Below are 26130 nucleotides of genomic sequence, written 5' to 3'. Positions count from 1 at the left end.
CACGCGCTGTTCTCGTCCGGCGCTGCTCGATACGGGCGGTCATACCAGGCCCGCTTTCCTAATCTCATCTTGGAGCTGCCATGACTCGTCCGCCCGGATTACGCCACGCGCGAGTCCTCCTGGGCGGCTGTTTCCGGTGAGTCCGCCGTTGCGTCCGGAGCCTGCTCGGCCGCCTTTGCGTCCGCGTGCGGCTTGGATGGCGGAGAAGGTGGCGTCGTAGGCGGCGGGGCCGTCGTTCCACATTCTGGAGTAGTTGATGGTCCAGTCGGAGATGGATCGGGCGAGGTGGCCGAGTTCGTTGGCGCCGAGGGGGATTCCGAAGTCGGCGTTGCGGATCCCGACTTCCCGGGCGATCGCGGCCCGGTAACTGTCGGGGTCGCCCCAGTGGTGACGCATCTCCCGGTAAGCGAAATGCCGGACGGCGTGGAACAGGGTTTCGTTACGGGAATACCCGACGGGTTCGCGGCGGCGGCGGGCGTGCCAGCCCCGGGTCGGCATGTGCCCGGCGGCGGCGAGGGTGGGGACGAGTTGGTTGAGGGTGCGGGTTTCGCGGTGGATCCAGTGGGTGAGCCAGCGAGGATGGAACGGGTTTTTAATCAACCGGCCCGTATAGGCGGGATCGCCGCCGACCGCGACCCGTAATGCTTCTTCGACAGCGAGGCCGAGACGCACCGATCGGCGTGATCCGTAGTTGGTGGTGGTGACCGGGACGGTCAGGGTCCATCCGAGGTGGGCGTGGCCGTTGACGGGGTTCTCGATGATCACGTTCGGCATCGGGTGGTTCCCGGTGCTCGACAACGCTCGCAGGGCGCCGTCGGGGTGGTCGACGTCCTGGCCGATCAGACCCCACACGTGTTTGGGGTGGGTCTCGACGTGCATCCGGGTCATCGCCTCCTCCCTCGTCTGTCGCCAGACGCCGTCGTCGAAGGCGTCGGCGGCAAGTGGGTACCGCGACGTCCACAAACGCTCCCAGATCTCGCGTGCGGCCTCAAACGGCAGTCCCCCGACTGGATACCCGGGGTCGTCGATCGGGGCGCTCAGAGAGGCTCTCAGGGCCTGTTCCCTGGCCGTGGGGGGAGCCAGTAGAGGCGGTGCGGGCACGAAGGCCCTCCCAGCGGGGGATCAGGGCACCTTCGGGGGCGGTGCCGGTTCAAGGCGTCGAGCTTCGCCCTGTCCTCGTTCGGGGACCCGCGCTAACGCGCGGGTCCCCGGGGGCGCCCTCGCTGCGCTTCGGGCGAAACTCTGACTTGGCTTGTTGCTTGATTCCTACTCGAATAATTCCAGGTCACAGGCCCGTCTGTCACGAACCCCCAGGTCACCCCGGCAAGTCACCCCCTGCACGACCAGGCACCGGACAACGAAGCACGCGGACCGACCAGCACCCACCGCGCCGACCCCGCCGACCACCGACACGACCCCACCGACCCCACGACCGGGACCGCCGACGACGACGACGCGCGCCCGGCACCCCTCGACGTTTTCATGAAGAAAACGCACAACCCGCTCCACCGCAGGCGGACACGAACCGACACCCCCACCGCCAGCGCAGCGACCCCGCCCACCGGGGACCACTCCTTCGCGACACCCACTTAGAGGTCATTTCAGAACGAGGTCGACGTGTCTGTTGTAGACGACAAGCGGCTATCTGACCTGCCGTTTGATCTGTCGTCGAGGGGTCAATGGAAACTCGACAAGTCGTTCTGAAACGACCTCTTAGGTGCCCTACACCTATAGCTTGCTCCGCCGAAGGCGGCACCCGGGCGACCACGACCAGCACCGGGACAGAGCCCCCGACCGAAGATCATCAGATGATGCATGGGTCTGCTCGCTCGCTGTTGATCTGCTCGCTGTTGATCTCGCTGCGACCGCGCGGGCGGTCGTCGGCAAACCGACCCGGACCACAGCCGCCGGGTCGGCGGCGAGGACCGGAAGCGGCGCGGCAGCACTCTCGACCTGATCCACCGCAAGATCAACAGCGAGCAGATCAACGGCGAGCACACCTATGCATCCACTGATGATCTCCGGCCGGGTGCCGGTTCCGCACGGACGCTTCACCCCCGGCCGCGACACCCGGAAGGACCCTCACGGCCCCGCCTCCGGCGGAGCAAGCTATACACATAGCCCGGCTAAGTGGGTATCGCAAAGAACGGGTCCCGCGCAGGCGGGTCGCTGCACTGAGCCGAAAAGACGGGCTGCCGCGCCGCTTCCGGTCCTCACCCGCCAGGGGCGGGCTCCGGTCCGGATCGACTTGCCCACGAACTCGCCGTCTTCCGATCGAAATTCTGATGGCAGCAGATCAGAATCTGCACACCGGGCCAGAAAATAATCAGCGATCCTTCATTACAGCGTTCACCGCATCCAGCAAACTCGCCCCAGGGTTCTTCTTTCTGTAAGCGCGAACCGCCGCGATATCCTGTTTGCTCAGCTTGTCAGTAACACCACTTTTATTGAAGTGATCACGGGGGGGCGCGCCCATTGTCTTTAGCAGCAAGAGCAGCAAGCATGAAGTTGCGAGCCCTCCGGCAATCTGCCACCACCCCAAGAAGAATGCGACAACGGCAGCTATCAGACACAGAGCGGAGACACAAGGCACCCACGCTTTGACTGCAGACGGCATTACTTAAACAGCTTCGGGCACGCCTTGACTACCCCCGAGATTCCCGAGAGCTCACCGATTAAAGACCCCAGAGCTGTCATCACCGCATCACCCTTCTCCGCCGCAGTCCCCGCCCCGGCAAGGAGTTTAGCCGACTCCCACACGCCGCCCATCTCACTGATCAGCTTCTTAATCTTCAATAGCCGGACCGCCGGAACCCCGACTCCAAGGATCACCTGACCAACAGCAGAAGCGCAATCGGCGACATCCCCAACTCCTCGCTGTGGCGACTGCCCCAGAGCGGCGGCTCGGGCTTTCAGACTTGCCCCTTCAGATGTCGAGAACCACTGCTGAAGCGCTGAATCGCTAATTAAAGCCGAGTCCGGGATGGAAGCGATAACATCCAAGCCCGAGGCGAGTTCATCCACTCCCTCAGCGGCAGATGCTTTCGAAGTAGCCACAACAGTTCGCAAGGGAACCGAAACGGCAGAGGCCGAAGACACCACCGGAGCAGCTGCAGCAATCCCAGTAGCCGACCCCATCGCAACAGCCACAACCAACACCGTCCCGATAACACGAGACGCAGATGCGCACTTCTTCGTAAGCATGACCGCATGCGAACACGCCCCCCCCCCGTTGGTCAAGAACCTCACCAGGAGCAACCGTAGGAACACACTCAGCACACTACAAACCGGCACGCACCACGCAAATAACCCACCCACGCCTCAACCCTCTCAAGCTCACTGAAAAGGCATTGAACTTCGTACTCCACTGTTTGGGGCACTCCGTGCCCCAAAGCTGGGTGTCGCTGGGCCCGCCGGACACCTCGACCGGCCGACCGCGAAGCAGGGCGGTCGAGGTGTCCGGCGGGCCCAGCGGCACCCAACCCACCCACACCACAGGTCACACCCCCACCCCCGCCGAGCAACACCCCAGACACCCAACAACGCCGTTTCACAGGTGCTCCCAGCCACTTCAAAGCCGATCTCGGCCCCTCCCAGCGCCCCGACTCGCTGCCACACCCGGCACGCCTGACGCCGACCCGAGACTCCCCGGCAAGCACCCCGGAGATGATCTATGCAAATCCGGGAAAATCCGAACCAATAATAAGCCAATCCGGGACCCACTCAGCCCTGCCAGGCCGTCCCCAGGCACCCAGCAGCACGGCCCCCGGGCGCTCATCAGAGGCGACAACGAAACGCTCACCAGGGTCGAGTCCTCGGCTAGGGCGAGTGGTAGCCCCCAGCGGCAATCCGGCGTCTAGAAACAAAACGCCAAGAAACATCCGATGCAACGGTCACGCCGAAGCGAAGTCGCCTTCGTGCGCCATCCGAAAAATCCTCGCCGCAACGGCACATGGACCAGAGTCGTGAAGCAACGCCACATCAGTTACCCAGAGTGAGATTCCGGGGGATGTCCCGAAACGACCCCCAAGCCGTCACAACCCGTCACACCCGTCACAGATCTTCCGTCTGTGCAGGTCAGACCCAGATTTTGCCTGTGACGGCTTGAGGGGGTGTGACGGCTTAAGCTGTCACACCCCCTCAACGAACCGCACGCTCACATGAGCCGAAGACCGTCCTGAACGCGCCCTGACCAGCAAGAATGATTAGAAATTAGGGATCGCAAGCTGATTGTCACGTTCCGTGACAGAAGCCGCGGGGGTTCAGGCCGGTTCAGGCCGGTTCAGGCCGGTTCAGGATCGGTGCTTGACAGGCCCGCCGGGGGCGTGAGTTGCTGGATAAGCGACTCCGCCGCCCGGCGGGCTGCGGTCGCCGATCCGGATTGAGCTCCGGGGCGGTGACCTAACCGAACAACCTGTAAAGGCAGGTGATCGGCTATGGGCCATGCTGCCCTTGGCATCCGTGTGTCTCCACCAGTGGGTGGAACTTTTCTTCCATCGTCGCCCGACAGCGACCCCGATCCAGGCTCTGACCTGGGGATTCCCGAGTTCGGCTGGTGTCCGGACGGCCTGACCGAACAGGTCATCGACCGCCTCTACGGCGACCTCCTCGCAAACCTCGACGGGCCCAGTGGGCCTTCAGATGGCGACGCCGAAGCGCGGCTGTTCGCGCTCCCTGTCCGGCGAATTTTCGCTGGTCAGTGGCTTGTTGTGGGTGGTGAGGCGGCATGAACGCGCTGCTTCACCGCATCGCCGGGGGCCTCGCTGACCGGGCCGTCGAGATCGCTGTCGTCGCCGCCCTCGGGGGGGGCGACCATGTGGCTGACCTGGTGGTTCACCGCCCCGCTCGGCTTCACGGTCGGCTGGTGGATCGCCGCTGAGCTGCGCCTGCGGCGTGCCCGCCGCCTCGCCCCGGCTTCTTCTCCGCGGGCCGAACAGTGCCCCGCAGACGCCGTCTCACCGGCCGCTGTAACGCCCGCTGGGCAGGTTTCGGCTGGTCAGATGGGTGCGGGGAGGGCCGAGGCGTGACCACCACATCCTCTTCCTCGAACTACTCGTGGGCTGCAGCACGGGCGGCCGAGCGGCGCGAGACCCGCGCCCTGGAGGCCCGCCTCGCCCGCGAGGCCGCTGACGCTGCTGCGCGGCGCCGCCTGGAGATCGAGACCGCCCGCGGGGAAAGGACCCGGGCTGACCGGGCCGCGGCCGACCGCCGACGGACCGAACGTGCATCCGCACGTGCCGCAGCACGTTCTAGGGCTCTGACCTGGGCCTCCGCCCACATCGTCGAACTGCTCATCTACCCGATCGCGCTGCTGTCCTTCTGCCTGGCGGCTCCGGCGATGGCCGCCTACGGCGCCCACCTCTACGGACCGCTCGGCGTCCTCCTGGCCGGGATCACGGAGCTGGGCATGTGGGTCTTCGCTCTCGCCGTCGTCGCCTCACGACACCAGGCCCCGGAGCGCCCGGTGACCGGGTTGCAGGCCGGGGTGGTGCTGTTCTCCCTGGTCGCCGCCTCGATGAACCTGCTCCACGGCCTCCACCAGGGCGTCACCGCCGCTGTGGTGATGGCGGTCGTCTCGATCGCCGGAGTGCTCGCCCACCAGCTCACCCTGGCCGGAGCACCGCGCTCGCGAGCCGAACGCCGCACGGCGCGACTGGAGACGCTGGTGGCGGCGAAGACCGACCGCGCGCGACGCCTCGCCATCGCCGACGCGGTCGCGGTCATCAGCCCGGACGGGACCGCCGCCCTGACCTACCGCACCGGCATTTTCCAGGTGAGCCGCCGGGCTCTCGCCGCAACGACGGCGCCGAGACGACCGGCCACGCCGGCCCCTCATAGCGGCATCGCGGATGACTGGGACTCGGCCCTCGCCGCCCTGATCGAGAGCGCGGGATACGGCGGCTCGCAGCTCACCACCGACCACGACCCGGGCCTCGACTCTGGGGTCGACCCGCACCTCGACGATGATCATGGCGGGGGTGTCGCCGTCCTCGACCGCACGCCGGAGGAGCCGGATCGGGAGTCGAGGCCTGACCTGCGACAGTCGACCCACCCAAGATCATCGTCGACCCTAGGAGTCGACCCCGACCATGATCGTGAAACCGGGCCGACTCCCCGCAGCCTGGATGATCTTCGACGGCTGCTCCGGGCCGCGGTCGCCGACGGCCGGGTCGACCCGTGTTCGGCCGAGTCGATCCGCCGCACCCTGCGCTGCTCGGCACAGCGGGCACGCCAGCTCCGTGATGAGCCCGCCGGGGGCGCGCGATGAACCGCGACGACGGCCGGGGGAAGAACGAGAAGGTGGGCGGCGCCAGCCCAGCCCACCACGCGTCATCAGGGGACGAGCTGGCGCCGGTCATCTCTCTACACCACCGCACCGACAACACCGACCAGCCGGTGGTGGTCGAGGGCGAGATCGTGGCCTGCGGCCCGCAGACAGACACCACGACCTCCAGGGCGCCGGGGACTGGGGTGGTGTCGCGGCAGGGCCTCTACCGTCATGACGTCGTGACGGCACGACGGCATGCCGTCACTGTAGCCACCTCGACGACAGCGGTGTCGACGGCGAAAGGCCTGGTCAGGAACACGTGGTTCGTGTTCTCCGGGGCCGGTGTGTTGGTGTCGCGGTGGCGGGACACCCACGGCACCACCCGCTACGAGCGTCAGATGCGCGCTGCTGAGGCCGCCTGCGACCACGAGCGCCTGTTGGAGTGGGAGGCCCGCGACACCGCCGAAAAGGCCCGCCGTCACGGGCGGGTCATGGACTGGGTCAACGCCCCCCTGGCCTGGGTCCGTGCCGCCGGGACCGCTGTCCTGGGCGTGCTGGGCCTGCTGGTCGGCCTCGGTGTCGTCCTCGCGATCGCCGCACGCGATGTGTCCCTGGTCGTCGCCCCGATCGTCGGGGTGATCGACGCGGTCGCGTGGGTGGTCATGTTCGTGACCATCTACGCCTCCCTGCTCGGTGCTGTTGCCCTGGCTGGGATGGTGATCGGGTTGTGGGCGCTCGGCCGGGCCCGGACCGAGGTCCCGACCTGGGTCGCACCCCCCGGCGAGGACGACACCGGCGGTCGGGACGTGATCCCGGACGAGCGGGCGGTGGTCAACGCGCTGCGCCACCTGGGCATGGGCGCGCTGAACGCGAAGTTCAAGGCCGGATGGCAGCCGCGCTGGATCCAGCCACCCGTCCACGACGGCCGCGGCTGGCACTGCCAGTTCCTGCTCCCCGAGGGCGTCACCGTGGACATGCTCAACCGACGCAAGGACGTCTTGGCCCACAACCTGCTCCGCCTGCCGGTGGAGGTGTGGCCGACCGAGCCGCGCGACCAGCCGGGGGTGCTGGACCTGTGGGTCGCCGACCAGGGCTCGTTGACCAGGCCGGTGGCGCCGTGGCCGCTGCTCACCGAGGGGACGACCGACTACTTCACCGGCGTCCCGGTCAGCGTCGACCCGCGGGCGAACGTGGTGAACGCGCGACTGTTCGGGAGCAACTGGGGCGTCGCCGGGATGATGGGATCGGGCAAGTCCACCCTCATCATCACCGCCCTGGCCGGGGCCGTGTTGGACCCGCTGGTCGAGATCGACATCTACTGCATGGCCCACAACGCCGACTACGACCCGTTCGCGCCGGTCGCCCGAACGCTGTTCGTCTCCGACGACCCGGACGAGGTGCCGACGGTCCTCGACGGGCTCAAGGCATTGATGTCGGAGCTGTCGCAACGAGGACGGAAGCTGTCCGCGGCAGGCGAGCCGAAGCTGACGCGGAAGCTCGCCACCAGCGATCGGTCGATGCGCCCGCGTGTGGTCGTGATCGATGAGTGTCAGGAGCTGTTCGTCTCCCCTGTCGGCGCCGAGGCCGCCGAGCTGGTGGGCAAGATCGTCGCGAAGGGCCGTAAGTACGGAGTCACACTCCTGTTCGCCACACCGGTGCCCTCGGCGGAGTCCCTGCCGAGGGCGGTGGCGAAAGTCCTGTCCAACCGGGCGTGCTTCGCGATCGGCGACCACCAGGGCAACGACGCGATCCTCGGCACCGGCAAGCACCAGGCCGGGATCTCGGCGACCACGCTGCGCCCCATGACCGTGAACACTGACGGCACGGTCGACCTGGGTGACCTCGGCACCGCCATGACCTCCGGGTTCACCCCCCGCGACGGGTTGATGCGCTGCTTCTACATCCCACGCGGCGACGGCACCGACGAACTGACACCGATCGTCGAACGAGCGGTGAAACTCCGTCAGGAAGCCGGGCTCGCCACCAGCCCGGCACCGGCACCGGCCGCGCAGCGGGATCTCCTGGAAGACCTGCTCCACGTCCTCGCCGAGGCAGGAGCCAAGCGGATGCGCACCCAGGAAGCACTCGCCGCCCTCGCCGAACTGGACCGGGCGCACTACAGCTCGTGGACCTTCGCCCGCCTCGCCGACGCCCTCCCCGAACAGGCGCGGCCCTACAAGTCCGACGGCGTCATGGTCCTCAACACCGCACGCCTCCACGAAGCCCACAACGAAGCCCACACCGCCCACGAATCCATCACCGACAGTGATGGAAACGGGCTCGGCCAGAAGGGCCACTTCTAGCCGGAGCCGGTCAGGGAGGCGTCAGGGAGGCAGGGAGTTCTCCCTCCCACCTCCCTGACGCCTCCCTCCCTGCCCTGATCTGCACTGACAGTCACTCAGGGAGTCCAGGGACCCACCCACTCCAGCACCTCTGAAACCCGCTCACACGCAGGGAAGAAGGCACCTCGACGCCTCCCTCCCTCCCCTTCGGCATGCCGAAAACAGGAGACCCCATGACCACACACAGTCACCACTCTGGCCGACTGGAACCACCCGAGGTGCTCGCGTCTCGCGGGCTGCCACACCCGGCCCCGCGCTTCACCGATAGCGACCGGGCCGAGGCCTTGGAGGTGATCGGGTTCGTCGACCCGGTCGTCCTTGCGGCGGTGCTCGGGCGGGCGCAGCCGTCGGCGCCGCTGCTGGTTGCTGCGAGGGTCGGGGTGGAGGTCGCCGACCTCCGGCACGCGCACTGGACCGCCCTCCGCGACGCCAGCAAGGCCATCTCCGTCGCCTACGCAGAAGCGGGACTGGCCCGGCTGCCGTCCCTCACGGAGTTGCTGCGGCGCCGCTACCCGCCGAACGGCGACATCGACGAATGGATCCACGACCGGGCCGTGGCATGACCACCCAACAGCATTTCGGCTGGTCAGCACTGACACCCGACACCGGGGTCACCCCGACAGCGCCCCGAGCGACCGCGGGGTCGGGGGCAAGTCGACCCGGACCACAGCCCGCCCCGGCGGGCGAGGACCGGAAGCGACGCGGCAGCACCGGGTCTCCCGACCGTCCCGGATGGCTGCCCGGGCCGCCGACGGGCCTGAACGCGCCGAGCTGGCGGTGCTCGTCGACGGGCCCTGGCAGGGGCGCTGGTACTGGCGTGCCGACCTGACCGCCATGCAGACCGCGGCCCGGCGCTACCCCGACTCGCATCCCGCAGCCGAACTCCGCACCTACACCCCGACCGAGACCTGGACCGAGCACCCGGTCGAGCCCGGCGTGACCGGCCGCGTCTGGCGACACCACCCGACCACCACGACCACCCCAGCGACCTTCTGGAGGAGCACGTGAGCACCCCCGACCGCCACGAACCTGCAGGTCAGGGTCTAGGTGCCGAAATGGGCACCAAGACCCCGACCCCGCCCGACCCGCCGACCGGCAGCGCTGTTCCCGGCCCGGACGGGGCGGTGATCCTCGACGACCTGGAGGCCGCGCTGCGCCGCTACGTGTTCCTGCCGTCGGATGCGGCCGTGGTCGCGGTGACACTCTGGATTGCCGCCACGCATGCCCAGCCTGCGTGGGCGCACGCCCCGCGCCTGGTGGTGCGGGCACCGGAGAAGCGCTGCGGGAAATCGAGGCTCCTGGATGTCGTCGAGGGCGCGTGTCATGACCCGTTCATCACCGTCAACGCCACCCCCGCGGCGGTCTACCGGTCGATCACCGCTGACCCGCCCACGATGCTGGTCGATGAGGCCGACACGATCTTCGGACCCGCCGCCACCGGCCACGAAGACCTGCGCGGACTGTTGAACGCCGGACACCAACGCAACCGGCCCGCGAAGCGCTACGACCTGAACAAGAACCGGGTCGAGTCGATCTCCACGTTCGCGATGGCCGCGCTGGCCGGGATCGGACGGATGCCCGACACCATCGAAGACCGCGCCGTCGTGGTCCAGATGCGCCGCAGAGCCCCCGGAGAACACGTGGCGCCGTATCGGCTCCGACGCGACCGGCCGCGCCTTCAGCGCCTCGCTCAGCGCCTGAACGCATGGCTCCGCAACGACCTCACCGCACTCGAAGCGGCCGAACCGGCCATGCCGGTCGAAGACCGGGCCGCTGACACCTGGGAACCGTTGATCGCGGTCGCCGACCACGCCGGACGAGACTGGCCCGACCGCGCCCGCGCAGCCATCCTCGCCCTCCAAACCGAGGACACCGGCGACGACCGCTCCGAACGCATCCGCCTGCTCGCCGACTGCCACCAAGCGTTCGGCACCGAGACCGCGATCCCCACACAACAGCTCCTCCGGCACCTCCGCGCCGACCCCGAAGCACCCTGGACCGACTACGGACCACGCGGCGAAGGACTCACCGCTCGACGTCTCGGCGTACTGCTCGCCGAGTACGACATCCGCCCTGCCCCGATGCGCTTCGCCGGGCTCGGACAAACCCGGGGCTACCTGCGTGCTGCGTTTGCTGACGCCTGGCGCCGTTACACGCCTGATCTCGTCACCGACAGTGCAGACGGCGACGAAGAAGGAGACGAAGCAGTGTAGTAGCTGGTCAGGGCGCGTTCAGGAGGATCTTCGGCTCATGTGAGCGTGCGGTTCGTTGAGGGGGTGTGACGGGTTGACCCGTCACACCCCCTCAACCCGTCACAGGCAAAATCTGGGTCTGACCTGCACAGACGGAAGATCTGTGACGGGTGTGACGGGTTGTGACGGGTTGGGGGTCGTTTCGGGACATCCCCCGAAATATTACCGTGCGTGACAGTGCTGCGGTAGTAGTGAAGTGCAGTCCCGGAGTTCCTCCGGCGGATCGCCCGCCTGCTGGGAAGCGGTGGTGGACCTTCCGGTAGGCCCGCAGTCGGGCTTCGGCGTAGCGAGCCCACGCCGGGACTGCCGGGCGGCGACGGGTGCGTCTGAACTTTCTTCGCGACGGCTTCCTGACGTTAATCCGTGGCGGTTCCAGGCCGTTGATTCCTCGATTTTAGTGTGCAGGTAGACGGTGCGCGCGTCAGGCATGACACTGTAGTGCGGGGTTGGCAATCCTCCACCTGAATCCCATTTTTCTGACCTTCAGTTATTTTTGCTGGCGGGTGAGCCTGGTTGCGGTGTAGGCGACAACGCGCGGGATGTGATCCCGGATGAGTTGGGGGTTTATTTCGGGTGTCGTTATACGTATCTCATCCTTTGGTTTCGACGTCGTCGATGACTGGCGTGACTACCGACTCCGCTGCGGCTCGCCGCTACGTGCTGTGCCCGTCCTGCAGCCTCCTGTGACCACGATCAGAGTCAAGTAGAGCCGAGTTTCTCCGAGAGAGCTCTAGATCTTGTTCGGGTTGATATTGAGGGTGGTAGAGGCCTAGCTCTCGGGGCTATGTGTAGTGTGACATGCTGTTCGGCGGTTTTTGGGCTGGCGGTGCCGCTCCAGGACACCTCAACCACCCAGCTTCGCTAGACGGCCGGTCGAGGTGTCCTGGAGCGGCACCGCCAGCCCGGGTCGCGGTAGCGACCTCAAGATCATCAGTGCGAAGTTCAATGCTTTTGAAAGACTGAGGTCAAAGTCAACAGACTGCGATTAGAGGAGGTGAATGGATCGTGCTGGGTGTATCTGTGGCGTAGATGGGCTATCTGCTTTCCACCCGTATCGACTGGGGTTGTTGTAGTTTTTCTGCTGGATGGGTGAGAGGGGATTGTGGTGGTGGGTAGTGGGCGGCGGCGTGGGGTGCAGTTGACGGCGCGGGATGCGTTGGCGTTGGAGGTGTTGGCGCATCAGTACGGGTTGCCGCTGGATGTGTTGGGTGCGGCGTTGGGAATTTCGCCGGGGCGGATGTCGGGGTTGGCGTCGCGGTGGAAGCGGGCGGGGTGGGTGCGGACGGGGCGGATCGATGGCGGTGCGACGTGGGTGTGGCCGACGCGGGCGCAAGCGCGGGAGTCGCTGGACTGGGACCCGGGGGAGTGGGCGCCACGGCCATCGGTGGTGGCGCATGTGCGTGCGGTAGGCGCGGTGCGTCTGGACCGGGCAGGTCTGGACGTGGCGCGGTGGGAGTCGCAGCGTCTGTTAGCGCGTCAGGCAGCCCAGGCGCAGGCCCTGCGGGGGGACCAGCCGGTGCGGTCGGTGGATGCTCCGGATGGCGTGCAGGTGCTGCGAGACGGGCGCCGGTTGCTGGTGCAGGTGGAGGAGACGCTGAGGCCGCGTGAGTACTTCGTGAGGGCCGCCGCTCCGGGGAGTTTGCTCGGGCCGTCGGGGCTGTTGGTGGACGCTGCGCGTCGGGCGCGGGTGCTGCGCTGCTCGGTCGTGGTGGTGCGGTGTCATCCGCAGTCACTCGGAGTGCTGACGAGCGCGATGGAGGAGATGGTGGCGCGGGCGAAGTGGTCCCGGGAGGAGTCGTCGCCGGAGCGGTTGCCTGCGGGGCTGTCGTGGGCGCCGAAGAGCCTAGAGGAGATCCCGTACTGGCGGCCGTGACCGCACCCGACGCCTGCACTGGCGACCCATCGGACCTGGTGTTTGGCGCGGCCGGCGCACCGCGGCGTGTCGCTAGCTAGAAGCATCCTGACTAGGAGGTAACCTCCTGAGACGGCGCGAAACCAAGTCAGATGTTCCGCGCACGCGCAGAAAGAGAGCGCGTAGCTCCTCGCCCTCCAGCCGCCCCGACCCCGACCGGAGACCCCGTGCCCCAGCTGCTCCCCGCCCCCGCTTCGGGGGTCCCCTCGCCTGGTTCGGTTCTGGTCTCGCGGGCGGTGGAGGACGTTCTGGCCGCGTCGGATCTGGATGGGTGGGAGGCCTGGGACGCGCTGTGGCTTCCGCGGCGGCCGTTCGCGGCGGATGATCCGCGCCGTGGGGTGTACCGGATGTCGCGTCGGTGGGCGTTGGCTCGTGAGCTGCTGGAGGCCAACTGCGCGGGGATGGTGAACCTGGTGGTGATCGACTGCGACGAACCCGACGCCGAGCTGCGCGGGCTCTCAGCCCGGGACAGCCATGCGTTGCCGAACCTGATCGTGGAGAACCCGCTGACCGGTCGAGCGCACCTGGGCTGGGTGCTGGCCGAGCCGGTGACCACGACCGACTACGCCCGGCTCAAGCCGCTGAACTACCTGACCTCGGTCCTGGAAGGGCTCCGCCGCGCGACGGGTGGGGACCGGGACTACGGCGGGCTGCTGACGAAGAACCCGTTCCACCCGCGCTGGAACGCCCATCACGTGCACTACCACCGCTACAGCCTCGACGAGCTCCACGCCCCGCTGGCGTCGTCGGGGTCGATGCCCGAGCCGGGCTGGATGCGTCGGCGGGCGCATCTGCTCGACCCGTCGGGTCCGGGTCGGAACTGCGCGTTGTTCACCACCGCGCGGCGCTGGGCCTACCGGGAGGTCCGCCACCACTTCGGCGACCCCGCCGGCCTCGAAGCCGCGATCCGCGCCGGAGCCGCCGAGCGCAACCAAGCCTTCAGCGACCCGCTCCCCGCAGCGGAGGTCCGGGCGATCGCGGACTCGATCAGCCGCTGGATCCTGACCCGGTCCCGGCTCTGGCGACAGGGCCCGAAGGCCTACGACCAGACCTTCCACGCCATCCAAACCGCACGCGGCCGCAAAAGCGGTGAGCTGAAGACGGCGCAGACTGGTCAGATTCGTGGTCGTGTGGAGCGGGAGGCGTTCGGATGGGAGCGCTGAACCCTCGGCGCCGCAAACGCACCGCCCGTGAGGTCGCCGAACGCGCCGGGGTCTCCGAACGCACCGTGCGCGCCATCGTCGCCGAACCCCGCGCCGAGTACCTCGCCCGCGCCAAAGCCCGCCGCGCCCGCGTCACCGCCCTACGCGACCAAGGACTCACCTACAAGCAGATCATCGCCACCACCGGTGAGACCGAGGCCGCGGTCAGGCGCCTGCTCTACGAAGCCCGGCAGCACGGCGAGTGGGACGGTCCGCAACGAGCGCCCGCGTCGACCGCCGCCCGCGTCCTCAAGGAAGCCTTCTGAGCCCTGAGAAGCCCTCAGAAGCCCCGGAGGCGTCCCGCCCTCCTTCCCTGCCCCGGATTAGGAGTTGGCGCGCGTACGGGGATCTGAGGGGCCTTAACGGGCCCTCAGGTGCTGGGCGCTGCTCGGCGCCGTTCGTCGTCGGACCCGCGGGTCTGGGTGCCCCTGATCAACATCGACGCCGCGCCCTGAGCTACCGGACCCACCCGAGCCTGCGCGCCCTCGCGCGGCCAAGCTGAAATCAGAGCCCGCTAATTAGGAGGCCGTCTAAAATGGATCCATGGGTAAAGATTTATGAATGGTGCGCTGAGAACGCCCCCGAAACTGGGAGGGCCGTCCTCCCTGGGGGGCCGACACTTGAACTAGATACCGCACAGGGAAGAACTGGCGGATACCCTTGGCCTGAGGACGTCCTCGCGTTTTATGAGTGGTGCAACGGGACATTGCGCACGCCTAACGGCTACATTCTGCCGGGACTTCGTCCTCTCGGGGTCGCCGAGATCGTGTCATCCTGGGAGGAAGACATGATCTCCAGCTATGATCACTTGACGGCAGGAACTTCTCCGCCGTCATTCGAGGAGTCGGATGCGCGGGGGACTTTCTTCGCCCAGCTTGGGGCGGATGCCATAGCTGCAAAGTCATTTGACGCAGACAAGCTCGCCGGGTCTGCAACTGGCGGCTTCATTCCATCTCTCCTCCCTGTGGCAGAGGATCAGAGTGGCAGTTATCTGATGATCGATCGCAGAGGGGGAAAGGAGTTTGGGGCGGCTGTGTTCTTTGACAAGGTCGATGCTGACTTGAACGATGCTCCCCGTTGGAAGAGCTTCCTCGCTCTCAGTCGCGCGACACTTCAAGCTGTCATATCGGAGACGTCCGAAGAGCAGACTGGCTTGACTCCCATTGCTCTCGGCGGGCGCCTCACCTGGCAGTGACAGGATCGGGTTGTGTGCGTGGAGTTGTGCCTGAGTGAGTGAGATGCTTCTATGACTGTCAAGCGGTCATCGGGGATGTCTGGGTGGTGTTGAGGAGCCGGAAGAGTTCGCGGCTGATGTAGCGCTTGAGGATGCGGATGATCTCGCGTTTGGTAGCGCCCTCGGCGGCGCGTCGGGCTCGATAGGCGCGGGTGCGCTGGTCGTGACCGAGCCTGGTCAGGGCGATGGTGTAGAGCGCCCGGTTGAGCCGACGATCACCACCCCGGTTGAGGCGGTGGCGGCGGGTGTTCCCGGATGAGGCCTGCAGGGGAGCGACTCCGGCGAGGGCGGCGAACGCGGCCTCGGAACGCACTCGTCCAGGATGCGACCAGGCCTGCAGCACGACGGCAGCGACAACAGGCCCGACACCGCGGACCTCGAGTAGCTCAGGGGCTTGGGCACTGACCGCGGCGGTGAGCGCGGTGTGGTTGGTGGCCAGCTCGGTGTCGAGAGCGCGAACCCGGCGAGCCAGGCGGATTGCCTCGCCGCGACAGACCGTCCGGGCTGTCGCGGTGCCAGCGGCGCTGGCGGTGCTGGTGCGCCAGCCCGCGATCGTGGCGATCGTCGCCGCGGAGAGTGCTCGGCGGGCATCGACTCCGAGGTCGACGGTGCGCAGCAGCGCGGTGAGTGCGTTGATCGTGCGGGTGCGCTCACCAGTCATCTGGTCCCGGGCGGCGGACAGCACTCGCAGGATCGTGCGGTCCCCGCCCTGGCGGGGTCGGCGGAGCTGGCTGGTCTGCAAGCCGCGGGCAGCGCGGGCGAGCTCGGCGGCGTCGATGAGGTCACTCTTGCCGCTGGCGTGGCGGACCTGTCTGGTGATGTCGGGGGCCTCGGCCAGATCGAGGCCGGCGGCGAGCAGCTGCTCGGTGAGGACCGCGCCGTAGGAACCGGCGCCGTCGACGAGCACCAGGACCGTGCCCGATTCGGTGCGCCGATCAATCCAGTCCTGAGCGCGTCGCAACCCGGCAGGGCTGGTCGGGAACTCTCGGTGCTCAACCAGCGCACCGGTGGCGGCGTCGACGATGGCGTAGGTGTGGCTCGCGGCGTGGGTGTCGACGCCGACGAGCAGGTCGTAGCTCTCGGCGACGAGAGCGGCAGGGCCGGCGCCGCGTCTCCGGATCCGAGCGGGCAGATCTCACTTCGGGCACCCGCTGGACGAGGCCACCTTTTCCAGGAGCCACGCTCGGACCGAAGATCACAGAACCGACCCTGCCAGCCGGCCCCAGGCCAGCTGCACGGGAGTCTCACAGCCTTTCCCAACCTGTTTTCGCTGGTCAGGTGGGGTCGGATCGGAGGAGCTGGGGCGCGATATCGCGTTGAACCCGCCTTCGCCGCTGGTGCGGTGGGCCGTTCAGCACTTCAGCGCGGCGTTGACCTGCTCCTCGGGAGGGATCGGCGACTGGGTGCCGCGGCGGCCTTCTGGTGCGCCGCCAGAGCCTATCGCTACGAGCGTCAGGTCCTCCGACCAGGGAAAACAGGTTGGGAAAGGTTCAGTCAACGGGAGGTAGAAGTAATGGACCCATGGGAAGTCATCAGCGAGTGGTGTGAAAGAAACGCACCAAAGACTCGTTCTTCAATTTTTCAGCCGGTTACGGGTGACAAATTAAGTACTGCTCAGCGGAACACGGGAGGCTACCCCTGGCCTGAAGACATCCTGGCATTCTACCAATGGTGCGACGGACTAGACCAGACATCTAGCGGGCACCTCCTCCCCGGTCTTCGCCCTCTTACTAGTAGCGAGATAATATCGGCCTGGGAGGGTGCTATGGAGACATCCTGCATCGCACTAATAACAACATCTCAGCCTCCGCCAAGGAGCGATCCCGAAGCGCGGGGAGGATTCTTTGGCCAAGCCGTCGCTGACGCCGCCGATGCTAACTTATTTGCCCCGAATGACCCCGCGGGCTCTCAAACCGGGGGTTTCATTCCTTCTCTTTTGCCAGTTGCGGAAGATCAGAGCGGTAGCTATCTGATGATCGACCGCAGAGGGGGAAAGGAGTTTGGGGCGGCTGTGTTCTATGACAAGGTCGATGCTGACTTGAACGACGCTCCCCGTTGGAAGAGCTTCCTCGCTCTCAGTCGCGCGACACTCCAAGCTGTCATATCGGAGACACCTGAAGAGCAGACTGGCCTCACTCCCATCGCTCTCGGCGGACGCCTCACCTGGCAGCGATACCGCAAGGCTGCTGGGGAGCTGCGCTGAGTGCAGCTCCCCAGCAGCCAGCACATCATGGTTGAATCCAGACGCGGTAAGCGTCCCGGTCGATGACGCGGTTCCTTGAGAAGAACGCGCTGAGCTGTGACCCGCCCTGCTTGTTCTGCGCGTCATTGATCATGCACGAACTGTATCCAGTGGCGCCACGTATTCCTTGTCGCAAGTCAGCGACCTGGCAATACGGGAAGGTGCGGCCCGGCCCCTTCGGGGCTTGTTCAGCTCCCTGGTAGCTGGAGGCGAAGGGGTATTCGTCGCAGCTGAGCCCGGCAGGGCGGGTGTAGGTGCGTGGGCAGGCCCGGCCTCGGTTGTCCTTCGCGTCGTCTTTGTCCATGAGCCGGGTCAACGGTGGCCCCGACGGGTACGTGCCCGGGAGGCCTGAAGCTTGTGCGTCACCGATGTGACGGGCCAGCTCGCTGACGTCCCCGGTGCGGGAGTAGGCGATCGCGGGGGTGTGGCTCGGCACCACACAGCCTGGGCCGCGGCCCTTGATCACGTTGTCGCAGCGGACCGGGTGCGGCACGAACGTCGAGGAGAATTCCGGGGTCTGCCACTTCGGGTTGGTGAAGGTCAGGTCCACCGTGTTCTTGGCCGATCCGCTCTGTCCCGGTCCGGTCTTTGTGCTCCGGTAGTAGGTCTCCCCGGTGAATGGGAAGTTCGGGTTCAACGCCGGACTCGGCCCGAACGTGTTCGGCCCGTTAGGCGTGCACTCCGACATCTCGCCCGGTTGCGGAGATCCGCACGTTCCCAACCCGCGCACCGACGCCCCATAGCCGACACCCGTCGCACCCGCCAGCGACAACGTCGTCTGCACACCCCACACCGGATTCCCGGCATTCGTGTACGACAATGTACGGCGGTTCACGTTCAACGTGCCCAGCACGACCTTCGTGCGCTGCTCGAAAATCGTGATATTCACACGATCCCGTTTGCACTGCGCCGTCCGGTTCACCACCCAATCCGTGTACCCCTCACACTCCTTCGGATGCGCCACCAGATCAAACGCATCGGGATTCAGATCATACGACTGAAGGTGGTTCTCCGACGGCGGCGGAATAGTCACCTCCACACACGGGATACCACCCTCGCCCGTCGCCCGCGCGGAAATCTCATCAAAATGCTCGTGCAGATACTTACACGAACCGTCCCAAGAATCCTCTCCGGACCCGGTCCGGAACGTCTCCACACCCGGCCCGCCAGCAGTCGGTGCCGCCACCGATGAATCCGGACCCGGCGGCTCCGGCTCCACCGGCCGCGGCCCCTTCGACACAGACACAACCACCGAATCAGAAGGCTCCGCAGCAACCGCCCCGGAAATAGCACCCGCACTGACCACAAGGACCACCACGCTAACGGCCGCAGCCCGCCACGCTCTCGACAATTTCACCGTCGAAAGATACCCGCTGGTGGGGGGACAACTGTCAGCGGACGACGCCACCAGCAATAAGCACACGCTGCGACTAACCGAATACTTCCCGCCACCAACTCTAGTGACGCACGGTGAGATTCCGGGGGATGTCCCGAAACGACCCCCAACCCGTCACAACCCGTCACACCCGTCACAGATCTTCCGTCTGTGCAGGTCAGACCCAGATTTTGCCTGTGACGGGTTGAGGGGGTGTGACGGGTCAACCCGTCACACCCCCTCAACGAACCGCACGCTCACATGAGCCGAAGACCGCCCTGAGCGCAGTCTGACCAGTGGAAACAGTTCAAGATGGGAGGTCGCAAGCTATTCGTCACGTTCCGTGACAGAAGCCGCGGGGGTTCAGGCCGGTTCAGGCCGGTTCAGGATCGGTGCTTGACAGGCCCGCCGGGGGCGTGAGTTGCTGGTTAGGCGACCTCGCCGCCCGGCGGGCTGCGGTCGCCGCTCCGGCCTTGTGAACCGGGGGGGTGACCTAACCGAACGACCTACACGAATAGGTGGTCGGCTATGGGCCATGCTGCCCTTGGCATCCGTGTGTCTCTACCCCGGCACGGGGTTTCTCCCTTCGATCCACCCGCTCACGATCCCGATCCCGGCTCTGACCTGGGGGTTCACGGGTGCGGATGGTTCCCGGATGGGTTGACCGAACAGGTCATCGACCGTCTCTACGGCGACCTCCTCCACGGCTCCGACGAGCCTGACGGGCCGTCAGACGAGCCGGACACGGCACGACTGTTTCCGTTCCCGGCCCGCCGGCCTGTGGCCGTTTCCGCTGGCCAGCCGGTTATCGCGGGTGGTGAGGCGGCATGAACGCGTCACTTCGCCGGACCGTAGCCGCGATCGCTGACCGGGCCGTCGAGATCGCTGTCGTCGCCGCCCTCGGTGGGGCGACCATGTGGCTGACCTGGTGGTTCACCGCCCCGCTCGGCTTCACGGTCGGCTGGTGGATCGCCGCTGAGCTGCGCCTGCGGCGTGCCCGCCGCCTCGCCCCGGCTTCTTCTCCGCGGGCCGAACAGTGCCCCGCAGACGCCGTCTCACCGGCCGCTGTAACGCCCGCTGGGCAGGTTTCGGCTGGTCAGATGGGTGCGGGGAGGGCCGAGGCGTGACCACCACATCCTCTTCCTCGAACTACTCGTGGGCTGCAGCACGGGCGGCCGAGCGGCGCGAGACCCGCGCCCTGGAGGCCCGCCTCGCCCGCGAGGCCGCTGACGCTGCTGCGCGGCGCCGCCTGGAGATCGAGACCGCCCGCGGGGAAAGGACCCGGGCTGACCGGGCCGCGGCCGACCGCCGACGGACCGAACGTGCATCCGCACGTGCCGCAGCACGTTCTAGGGCTCTGACCTGGGCCTCCGCCCACATCGTCGAACTGCTCATCTACCCGATCGCGCTGCTGTCCTTCTGCCTGGCGGCTCCGGCGATGGCCGCCTACGGCGCCCACCTCTACGGACCGCTCGGCGTCCTCCTGGCCGGGATCACGGAGCTGGGCATGTGGGTCTTCGCTCTCGCCGTCGTCGCCTCACGACACCAGGCCCCGGAGCGCCCGGTGACCGGGTTGCAGGCCGGGGTGGTGCTGTTCTCCCTGGTCGCCGCCTCGATGAACCTGCTCCACGGCCTCCACCAGGGCGTCACCGCCGCTGTGGTGATGGCGGTCGTCTCGATCGCCGGAGTGCTCGCCCACCAGCTCACCCTGGCCGGAGCACCGCGCTCGCGAGCCGAACGCCGCACGGCGCGACTGGAGACGCTGGTGGCGGCGAAGACCGACCGCGCGCGACGCCTCGCCATCGCCGACGCGGTCGCGGTCATCAGCCCGGACGGGACCGCCGCCCTGACCTACCGCACCGGCATTTTCCAGGTGAGCCGCCGGGCTCTCGCCGCAACGACGGCGCCGAGACGACCGGCCACGCCGGCCCCTCATAGCGGCATCGCGGATGACTGGGACTCGGCCCTCGCCGCCCTGATCGAGAGCGCGGGATACGGCGGCTCGCAGCTCACCACCGACCACGACCCGGGCCTCGACTCTGGGGTCGACCCGCACCTCGACGATGATCATGGCGGGGGTGTCGCCGTCCTCGACCGCACGCCGGAGGAGCCGGATCGGGAGTCGAGGCCTGACCTGCGACAGTCGACCCACCCAAGATCATCGTCGACCCTAGGAGTCGACCCCGACCATGATCGTGAAACCGGGCCGACTCCCCGCAGCCTGGATGATCTTCGACGGCTGCTCCGGGCCGCGGTCGCCGACGGCCGGGTCGACCCGTGTTCGGCCGAGTCGATCCGCCGCACCCTGCGCTGCTCGGCACAGCGGGCACGCCAGCTCCGTGATGAGCCCGCCGGGGGCGCGCGATGAACCGCGACGACGGCCGGGGGAAGAACGAGAAGGTGGGCGGCGCCAGCCCAGCCCACCACGCGTCATCAGGGGACGAGCTGGCGCCGGTCATCTCTCTACACCACCGCACCGACAACACCGACCAGCCGGTGGTGGTCGAGGGCGAGATCGTGGCCTGCGGCCCGCAGACAGACACCACGACCTCCAGGGCGCCGGGGACTGGGGTGGTGTCGCGGCAGGGCCTCTACCGTCATGACGTCGTGACGGCACGACGGCATGCCGTCACTGTAGCCACCTCGACGACAGCGGTGTCGACGGCGAAAGGCCTGGTCAGGAACACGTGGTTCGTGTTCTCCGGGGCCGGTGTGTTGGTGTCGCGGTGGCGGGACACCCACGGCACCACCCGCTACGAGCGTCAGATGCGCGCTGCTGAGGCCGCCTGCGACCACGAGCGCCTGTTGGAGTGGGAGGCCCGCGACACCGCCGAAAAGGCCCGCCGTCACGGGCGGGTCATGGACTGGGTCAACGCCCCCCTGGCCTGGGTCCGTGCCGCCGGGACCGCTGTCCTGGGCGTGCTGGGCCTGCTGGTCGGCCTCGGTGTCGTCCTCGCGATCGCCGCACGCGATGTGTCCCTGGTCGTCGCCCCGATCGTCGGGGTGATCGACGCGGTCGCGTGGGTGGTCATGTTCGTGACCATCTACGCCTCCCTGCTCGGTGCTGTTGCCCTGGCTGGGATGGTGATCGGGTTGTGGGCGCTCGGCCGGGCCCGGACCGAGGTCCCGACCTGGGTCGCACCCCCCGGCGAGGACGACACCGGCGGTCGGGACGTGATCCCGGACGAGCGGGCGGTGGTCAACGCGCTGCGCCACCTGGGCATGGGCGCGCTGAACGCGAAGTTCAAGGCCGGATGGCAGCCGCGCTGGATCCAGCCACCCGTCCACGACGGCCGCGGCTGGCACTGCCAGTTCCTGCTCCCCGAGGGCGTCACCGTGGACATGCTCAACCGACGCAAGGACGTCTTGGCCCACAACCTGCTCCGCCTGCCGGTGGAGGTGTGGCCGACCGAGCCGCGCGACCAGCCGGGGGTGCTGGACCTGTGGGTCGCCGACCAGGGCTCGTTGACCAGGCCGGTGGCGCCGTGGCCGCTGCTCACCGAGGGGACGACCGACTACTTCACCGGCGTCCCGGTCAGCGTCGACCCGCGGGCGAACGTGGTGAACGCGCGACTGTTCGGGAGCAACTGGGGCGTCGCCGGGATGATGGGATCGGGCAAGTCCACCCTCATCATCACCGCCCTGGCCGGGGCCGTGTTGGACCCGCTGGTCGAGATCGACATCTACTGCATGGCCCACAACGCCGACTACGACCCGTTCGCGCCGGTCGCCCGAACGCTGTTCGTCTCCGACGACCCGGACGAGGTGCCGACGGTCCTCGACGGGCTCAAGGCATTGATGTCGGAGCTGTCGCAACGAGGACGGAAGCTGTCCGCGGCAGGCGAGCCGAAGCTGACGCGGAAGCTCGCCACCAGCGATCGGTCGATGCGCCCGCGTGTGGTCGTGATCGATGAGTGTCAGGAGCTGTTCGTCTCCCCTGTCGGGGGCGCCGTAGTATCCGGAATTTTTCGGGCGGATATGGAGGATGCAGGGCTGTGACCTCGTGGTTCGTGGGGATAGGTCAGATAAGCCGCGATTATCGCGTGTCTCAATCTATCGAGGCGGAAGCGACCATGGACTCGTCTCGACAGCAGTGGCCACGGAGTGCGCTGCCAGAGACGACAGTGGGTCTGAGCAGCGACGATGGGTGCTGTGGTGGCTGGCCAGTGAGTGAAACTTGCCCGATGACGGGGGCGTCGCGTCGTGAGGACGGCGAACCTGATCAGAACAGGGTGTCGCGGACACGTAGTGGTCGGTAGCCGGTCGGGCTGAGTTGGGCGAGTTCGCCGTCGATGTCGACCTCGATGGCGCCGAAGAAGTTGATGTTCTCCGAGTGGGCCGGGGAGATGTGGGCCAGGACCTCGTCGTCGATGCGGCGACCGGCGGCGCGCATCTGCTCGACGGCCAGGCCGTAGTACTCGGTCGTCCAGGTGACCACGGCGTTGGTGACGAGGGTGAGGCACCACGCCTGCTCGGTCTGTCCCTCCAGGTGTCGGGCGCGGATCATGCCCTCGTGGGCGTAGAGCAGGTCCCGCTTGAGCGCGTGCAGCGACTCGCCCTTGTTCAGCTGCCGGGAGATCTTGCGCCGGTAGGCCGGATCGGACAGGTACCGGGCGGTGTAGACGGTTCTGCGCAGCGCGCCGTACTCCTTGAGCGCCGCGGCGAGCGCGTTCTGCCGCCCGGACGCCGAGAGTTTCCCGACCAGTAGCGATGCGGTGGCGTGCCCGAACTTCAGCGACCCGGCCAGGCGCAGCAGGTCGTCCCAGTGCTCGGCGATCAGGTCGGTGTTGAGCTTGCGAGCCAACAGCGGCCCCGTCAGGGGGAACGCCGTCTCGGCCGCCGCCTTCGCACCCGTCCGGTAGAGAGTGATCTTGCCCAGGTCCCGGATCCGCGGTGAGAGCTGCAACCCGAGCAGGTCGAACAGCCCGAAGTTGACCAGGGTGACGCCGTGCGTGTCGGTGGCGTGCTCGGTGATCGGGATGTCGGTCGCGTTGCCGAGGATCTCGTCCAGGACGTAGTGCGCCTCGCGTTTCGTGGCGACGATGATCTTCGTGCCGTAGGTGGTATGCTGATCGGTCACGTGCGTGTAGGTCGACAGGCCCTCGTGCGCAAAATACCTGCTCAGAGCCCTGGCGGTGACCGACTTACCTCGCGTCGGGAACCGCTGACCGTCCGAAGAGGACAGCGTGCCGGTGCCGAACACCGGGGTCAGCGGCAGGCGCTGGTGGTAGCCGATCAGCGCCAGGTTCGCCGCCCGCAGCGTTTCCTCCCGTACGTACCACTCGGCGGTCCAGGCCAGGATGTCGTAGGAGATCCCGCACGCGTCCGCCATCCGTGTGAGCCCGAGGTTGGTGGACTGGGCGAGCAACACCGCGATCAGGTTCCGCTTCAGCTCGCGCGTGCGGGCCTGCTTGCCGCCGGCGTGGGTGAAGCAGTCCAGGAACCCGGTGCGCTTGTCCATCTCGATCAGCAGCGACACGATCGGCGCGAACGGCAGCATCTCGGTCAGCTCCGCCTTCAACGCTCTCGCCTCGGCCGGGATGTCCTCCGCGGTCAGCGGGGAGATCACCAGATCGCCGTCGTCGTCCAGGCGGACCGGGCCGTCGCCGTGGGCGAGCGTCGTTTCCAGCTTGCCCAGCGCGGTGTGCAGCTCGTCTTCGGCCTCGGCCAGGCCGGTGGCGGCGTCGGAGGGTTTGCCGACCAGTCGGCAGAACTCCGCCCGCTGATCCGCCCACTTGTCCTCGGTGAGCAGGTAGGCGGCCGGGTCGGAGTAACGGCGGCTGCCCGGCACGAACACGTCCCCGGTGCGCAGCCCGTCCCGCAGGGCCAGCAGCACGCACAGCTCCCAGTAATGCCGATACGCCGTCGCGCTGCGGTTCGCCGCGGCGGTGTCCAGGTAGCCGCGGAAGCGGGCCGGGACGAACCCGCTCGGCGCGTCGTCGGGGACCTTGCGGGCGCCGGTGGCGTTGAGCTCCCGCAGGATCGCCACCGCCTCCAGCAGCTCGGCCGCGGCGGTGCCGCCGGCGAAGGTCACGGCGTCGAGGACGTTCGGGGTGAACTGGCGCAGGTACCCGTACGAGCCGTCCAGCGCGGCGAGGTGCCCGTGATCGCGCGGCAGCGGCGGCAACGCGCTCGACTGCGCCGAACGCAGCCGGTCCCAGCCGACCCGCTCGCCCCGGATCAGACCGCCGACATCGCCGTCCGGCACCGCCGGGTCGGCCACGATGGCCAAGATCGCGTCCAGAAGCTCCTGGCGGTCCTCCCCGGACTTGGCGCGTTCGGCCAGATAGTCCCGCATCCTGTGCGCGGCCTTGCTCTCCCGCGCCGAGAGCGCCTGGTCGAACAGCGCCACCACCTCGTCGAGCACCTCGGTCGCCGACTGGGCCAGCAACGTCAGCAAGATCGGGTACCGGCGTTCCGGCTCCCGCCGTTCCAGCGCTTGGGCGGTGAGGCGGCGACCGACCGTGGCCAGGAACCGGCGGCGTTCGGCCGGCAGCACCGACAGGTCCAACGCGTGGGCGTCCATTCCGCGCAGGAACTCCAGCTTCGCGATCTCGGCCTTCACCGCCGCGGGCGAGGCCTCCACCGGCCCCTTCCCCAGCCACCGCAGCCGGGTCATCCCGATCTCCGAATCCACCACCAGCAGCCCGTCCAGCCCGACGCGGCGGGCGTCGGTGAACTCGTGCGCCAACCGGTCGAACGTCTCCTGCCGGGCCACCTCGCGGGCGTGGGCGACCCGCTTGACCACCGTCACCGGTCCCGGCCGGATCACCCGCGCCGAGATCAGGAACTCGCACGCCAGCCGGAACAGCAGCGTCGGCGAATCATGCTCCATCGCCCGCGCCAGCAGGAACTCGTCGAGCTCCTTGATCTCCAGCGTCGTCGGCGGCCGCCACCCCAGATACTGCGCCGCCAGCCGAAGATGCTCGGTGCGGGTCTTCGCCCGGCGCCCATACGAACCGATCACGGCCGGATCCACGCGCAACTGCTCAGCCAGGCGCACCACCGCCGCCTGCGGCGCCGACGCCACCTCATCCGGCACGAACCCCAACCACGACAACGAGCACACCGCGACCGCCAGACCCAGCCGATCCGCCGCGCCCCGGCCCCGACCGGGATCAACAAACGCAACGTCCGCCGGGGCCAGCGTGAAGAACCGGAACAACTCCTCCCGGCCGATCTCCGGGAACCGCCGCAGCCTCTCCAGCTCGACGTCTGTGAACACCGGAGCGACCACCCGACAACCTCCCGACCAGAACCCCAGAAACCCCCTGGTCAGGAGCCTACCCAGCCATATCCGCCC

At 67.6% G+C, this 26130-nt stretch carries 18 protein-coding genes; 13 read left to right on the top strand and 5 right to left on the bottom strand.

All coding sequences use genetic code 11. The annotated features are described in order from the left end of the window. Positions 1–39 precede the first annotated feature (39 nt). Positions 40–1101 (bottom strand): replication initiation protein, encoded by a 1062-nt coding sequence (locus tag KPF47_RS35770; RefSeq protein WP_224392907.1) that lies wholly within the window; start codon positions 1099–1101, stop codon positions 40–42. Positions 1102–2616: 1515 nt separating this feature from the next. Next, entirely contained in the window at positions 2617–2796 is a 180-nt protein-coding gene (locus KPF47_RS35765; protein WP_224392906.1) for a hypothetical protein, read from the bottom strand. A 2018-nt stretch (positions 2797–4814) separates the two neighbouring features. Here KPF47_RS35765 and KPF47_RS35760 point away from each other — a divergent pair. The 10 genes from KPF47_RS35760 (at position 4815) to KPF47_RS35715 (ending at position 15171) form a co-directional block, all read left to right on the top strand. Then, a complete protein-coding gene (locus KPF47_RS35760) occupies positions 4815–5027 on the top strand; it encodes a hypothetical protein (protein WP_224392905.1) in 213 nt (70 codons plus the stop codon). After that, positions 5024–6268: a hypothetical protein gene (locus tag KPF47_RS35755; RefSeq protein ID WP_224389029.1), complete on the top strand. Its 1245-nt coding sequence runs from the start codon at positions 5024–5026 to the stop codon at positions 6266–6268. The genes KPF47_RS35760 and KPF47_RS35755 overlap by 4 nt, the downstream gene beginning before the upstream one ends. Next, a complete protein-coding gene (locus KPF47_RS35750; protein WP_224392904.1) occupies positions 6265–8571 on the top strand; it encodes an FtsK/SpoIIIE domain-containing protein in 2307 nt (768 codons plus the stop codon). The genes KPF47_RS35755 and KPF47_RS35750 overlap by 4 nt, the downstream gene beginning before the upstream one ends. Positions 8572–8828: 257 nt before the next feature. After that, positions 8829–9173, top strand: a complete 345-nt coding sequence (locus tag KPF47_RS35745; protein WP_224392903.1) for a hypothetical protein — start codon at positions 8829–8831, stop codon at positions 9171–9173. Between the two features lie 169 nt (positions 9174–9342). Further along, the gene (locus tag KPF47_RS35740; protein WP_224392902.1) at positions 9343–9618 is read left to right on the top strand and encodes a hypothetical protein; all 276 of its coding nucleotides are present in this window, start codon (positions 9343–9345) and stop codon (positions 9616–9618) included. 47 nt (positions 9619–9665) lie between these two features. Further along, positions 9666–10823 carry a DUF3631 domain-containing protein gene (locus KPF47_RS35735; RefSeq protein ID WP_224392901.1) on the top strand — a complete coding sequence of 386 codons (1158 nt, stop codon included), beginning with the start codon at positions 9666–9668 and terminating at the stop codon, positions 10821–10823. A gap of 1582 nt (positions 10824–12405) precedes the next feature. Further along, on the top strand, positions 12406–12735 hold the full coding sequence (locus KPF47_RS35730) for a hypothetical protein (protein ID WP_224392900.1): 330 nt from the start codon (positions 12406–12408) through the stop codon (positions 12733–12735). 386 nt (positions 12736–13121) lie between these two features. Next, the gene (locus KPF47_RS35725; RefSeq protein WP_224392899.1) at positions 13122–13937 is read left to right on the top strand and encodes a replication initiation protein; all 816 of its coding nucleotides are present in this window, start codon (positions 13122–13124) and stop codon (positions 13935–13937) included. Next, entirely contained in the window at positions 13925–14242 is a 318-nt protein-coding gene (locus tag KPF47_RS35720; RefSeq protein WP_224392898.1) for a hypothetical protein, read from the top strand. The genes KPF47_RS35725 and KPF47_RS35720 overlap by 13 nt, the downstream gene beginning before the upstream one ends. Before the next feature lie 269 nt (positions 14243–14511). Beyond that, positions 14512–15171 carry an SMI1/KNR4 family protein gene (locus KPF47_RS35715; protein WP_224392897.1) on the top strand — a complete coding sequence of 220 codons (660 nt, stop codon included), beginning with the start codon at positions 14512–14514 and terminating at the stop codon, positions 15169–15171. Between the two features lie 58 nt (positions 15172–15229). On the opposite strand, the gene KPF47_RS35710 is transcribed toward KPF47_RS35715, so the two are convergent. Then, the gene (locus KPF47_RS35710; protein ID WP_224392909.1) at positions 15230–16330 is read right to left on the bottom strand and encodes an IS110 family transposase; all 1101 of its coding nucleotides are present in this window, start codon (positions 16328–16330) and stop codon (positions 15230–15232) included. A gap of 1108 nt (positions 16331–17438) precedes the next feature. After that, positions 17439–18671 (bottom strand): hypothetical protein, encoded by a 1233-nt coding sequence (locus KPF47_RS35700; protein WP_224389049.1) that lies wholly within the window; start codon positions 18669–18671, stop codon positions 17439–17441. Positions 18672–19654: 983 nt separating this feature from the next. Here KPF47_RS35700 and KPF47_RS35695 point away from each other — a divergent pair. From KPF47_RS35695 to KPF47_RS35685, 3 genes are read left to right on the top strand one after another with little or no spacing between them, the layout of a single operon-like run. Further along, positions 19655–19954: a hypothetical protein gene (locus tag KPF47_RS35695; RefSeq protein ID WP_224389028.1), complete on the top strand. Its 300-nt coding sequence runs from the start codon at positions 19655–19657 to the stop codon at positions 19952–19954. Continuing rightward, positions 19951–21195 (top strand): hypothetical protein, encoded by a 1245-nt coding sequence (locus tag KPF47_RS35690; RefSeq protein ID WP_224389029.1) that lies wholly within the window; start codon positions 19951–19953, stop codon positions 21193–21195. Before KPF47_RS35695 ends, KPF47_RS35690 begins: the two co-directional genes overlap by 4 nt. After that, positions 21192–22826, top strand: a complete 1635-nt coding sequence (locus tag KPF47_RS35685; RefSeq protein WP_224389030.1) for a hypothetical protein — start codon at positions 21192–21194, stop codon at positions 22824–22826. The genes KPF47_RS35690 and KPF47_RS35685 overlap by 4 nt, the downstream gene beginning before the upstream one ends. A gap of 223 nt (positions 22827–23049) precedes the next feature. On the opposite strand, the gene KPF47_RS35680 is transcribed toward KPF47_RS35685, so the two are convergent. Then, on the bottom strand, positions 23050–26052 hold the full coding sequence (locus tag KPF47_RS35680; protein ID WP_224386186.1) for a Tn3 family transposase: 3003 nt from the start codon (positions 26050–26052) through the stop codon (positions 23050–23052). Between the last annotated feature and the right edge of the window lie 78 nt (positions 26053–26130).

The sequence above is a fragment of the Pseudonocardia sp. ICBG1293 genome, from assembly GCF_020131355.1.
Classification (GTDB): domain Bacteria; phylum Actinomycetota; class Actinomycetes; order Mycobacteriales; family Pseudonocardiaceae; genus Pseudonocardia.
This window is presented reverse-complemented; position numbering and strand designations above follow the sequence as displayed.

Coding starts and splice junctions, on each gene's coding strand:
- KPF47_RS35760 (WP_224392905.1), top strand. CDS start 4,815: ATGTGGCTGACCTGGTGGTTCACCGCCCCGCTCGGCTTCACGGTCGGC.
- KPF47_RS35750 (WP_224392904.1), top strand. CDS start 6,265: ATGAACCGCGACGACGGCCGGGGGAAGAACGAGAAGGTGGGCGGCGCC.
- KPF47_RS35740 (WP_224392902.1), top strand. CDS start 9,343: ATGGCTGCCCGGGCCGCCGACGGGCCTGAACGCGCCGAGCTGGCGGTG.
- KPF47_RS35735 (WP_224392901.1), top strand. CDS start 9,666: ATGGGCACCAAGACCCCGACCCCGCCCGACCCGCCGACCGGCAGCGCT.
- KPF47_RS35725 (WP_224392899.1), top strand. CDS start 13,122: ATGTCGCGTCGGTGGGCGTTGGCTCGTGAGCTGCTGGAGGCCAACTGC.
- KPF47_RS35720 (WP_224392898.1), top strand. CDS start 13,925: ATGGGAGCGCTGAACCCTCGGCGCCGCAAACGCACCGCCCGTGAGGTC.
- KPF47_RS35715 (WP_224392897.1), top strand. CDS start 14,512: ATGGATCCATGGGTAAAGATTTATGAATGGTGCGCTGAGAACGCCCCC.
- KPF47_RS35695 (WP_224389028.1), top strand. CDS start 19,655: ATGAACGCGTCACTTCGCCGGACCGTAGCCGCGATCGCTGACCGGGCC.
- KPF47_RS35685 (WP_224389030.1), top strand. CDS start 21,192: ATGAACCGCGACGACGGCCGGGGGAAGAACGAGAAGGTGGGCGGCGCC.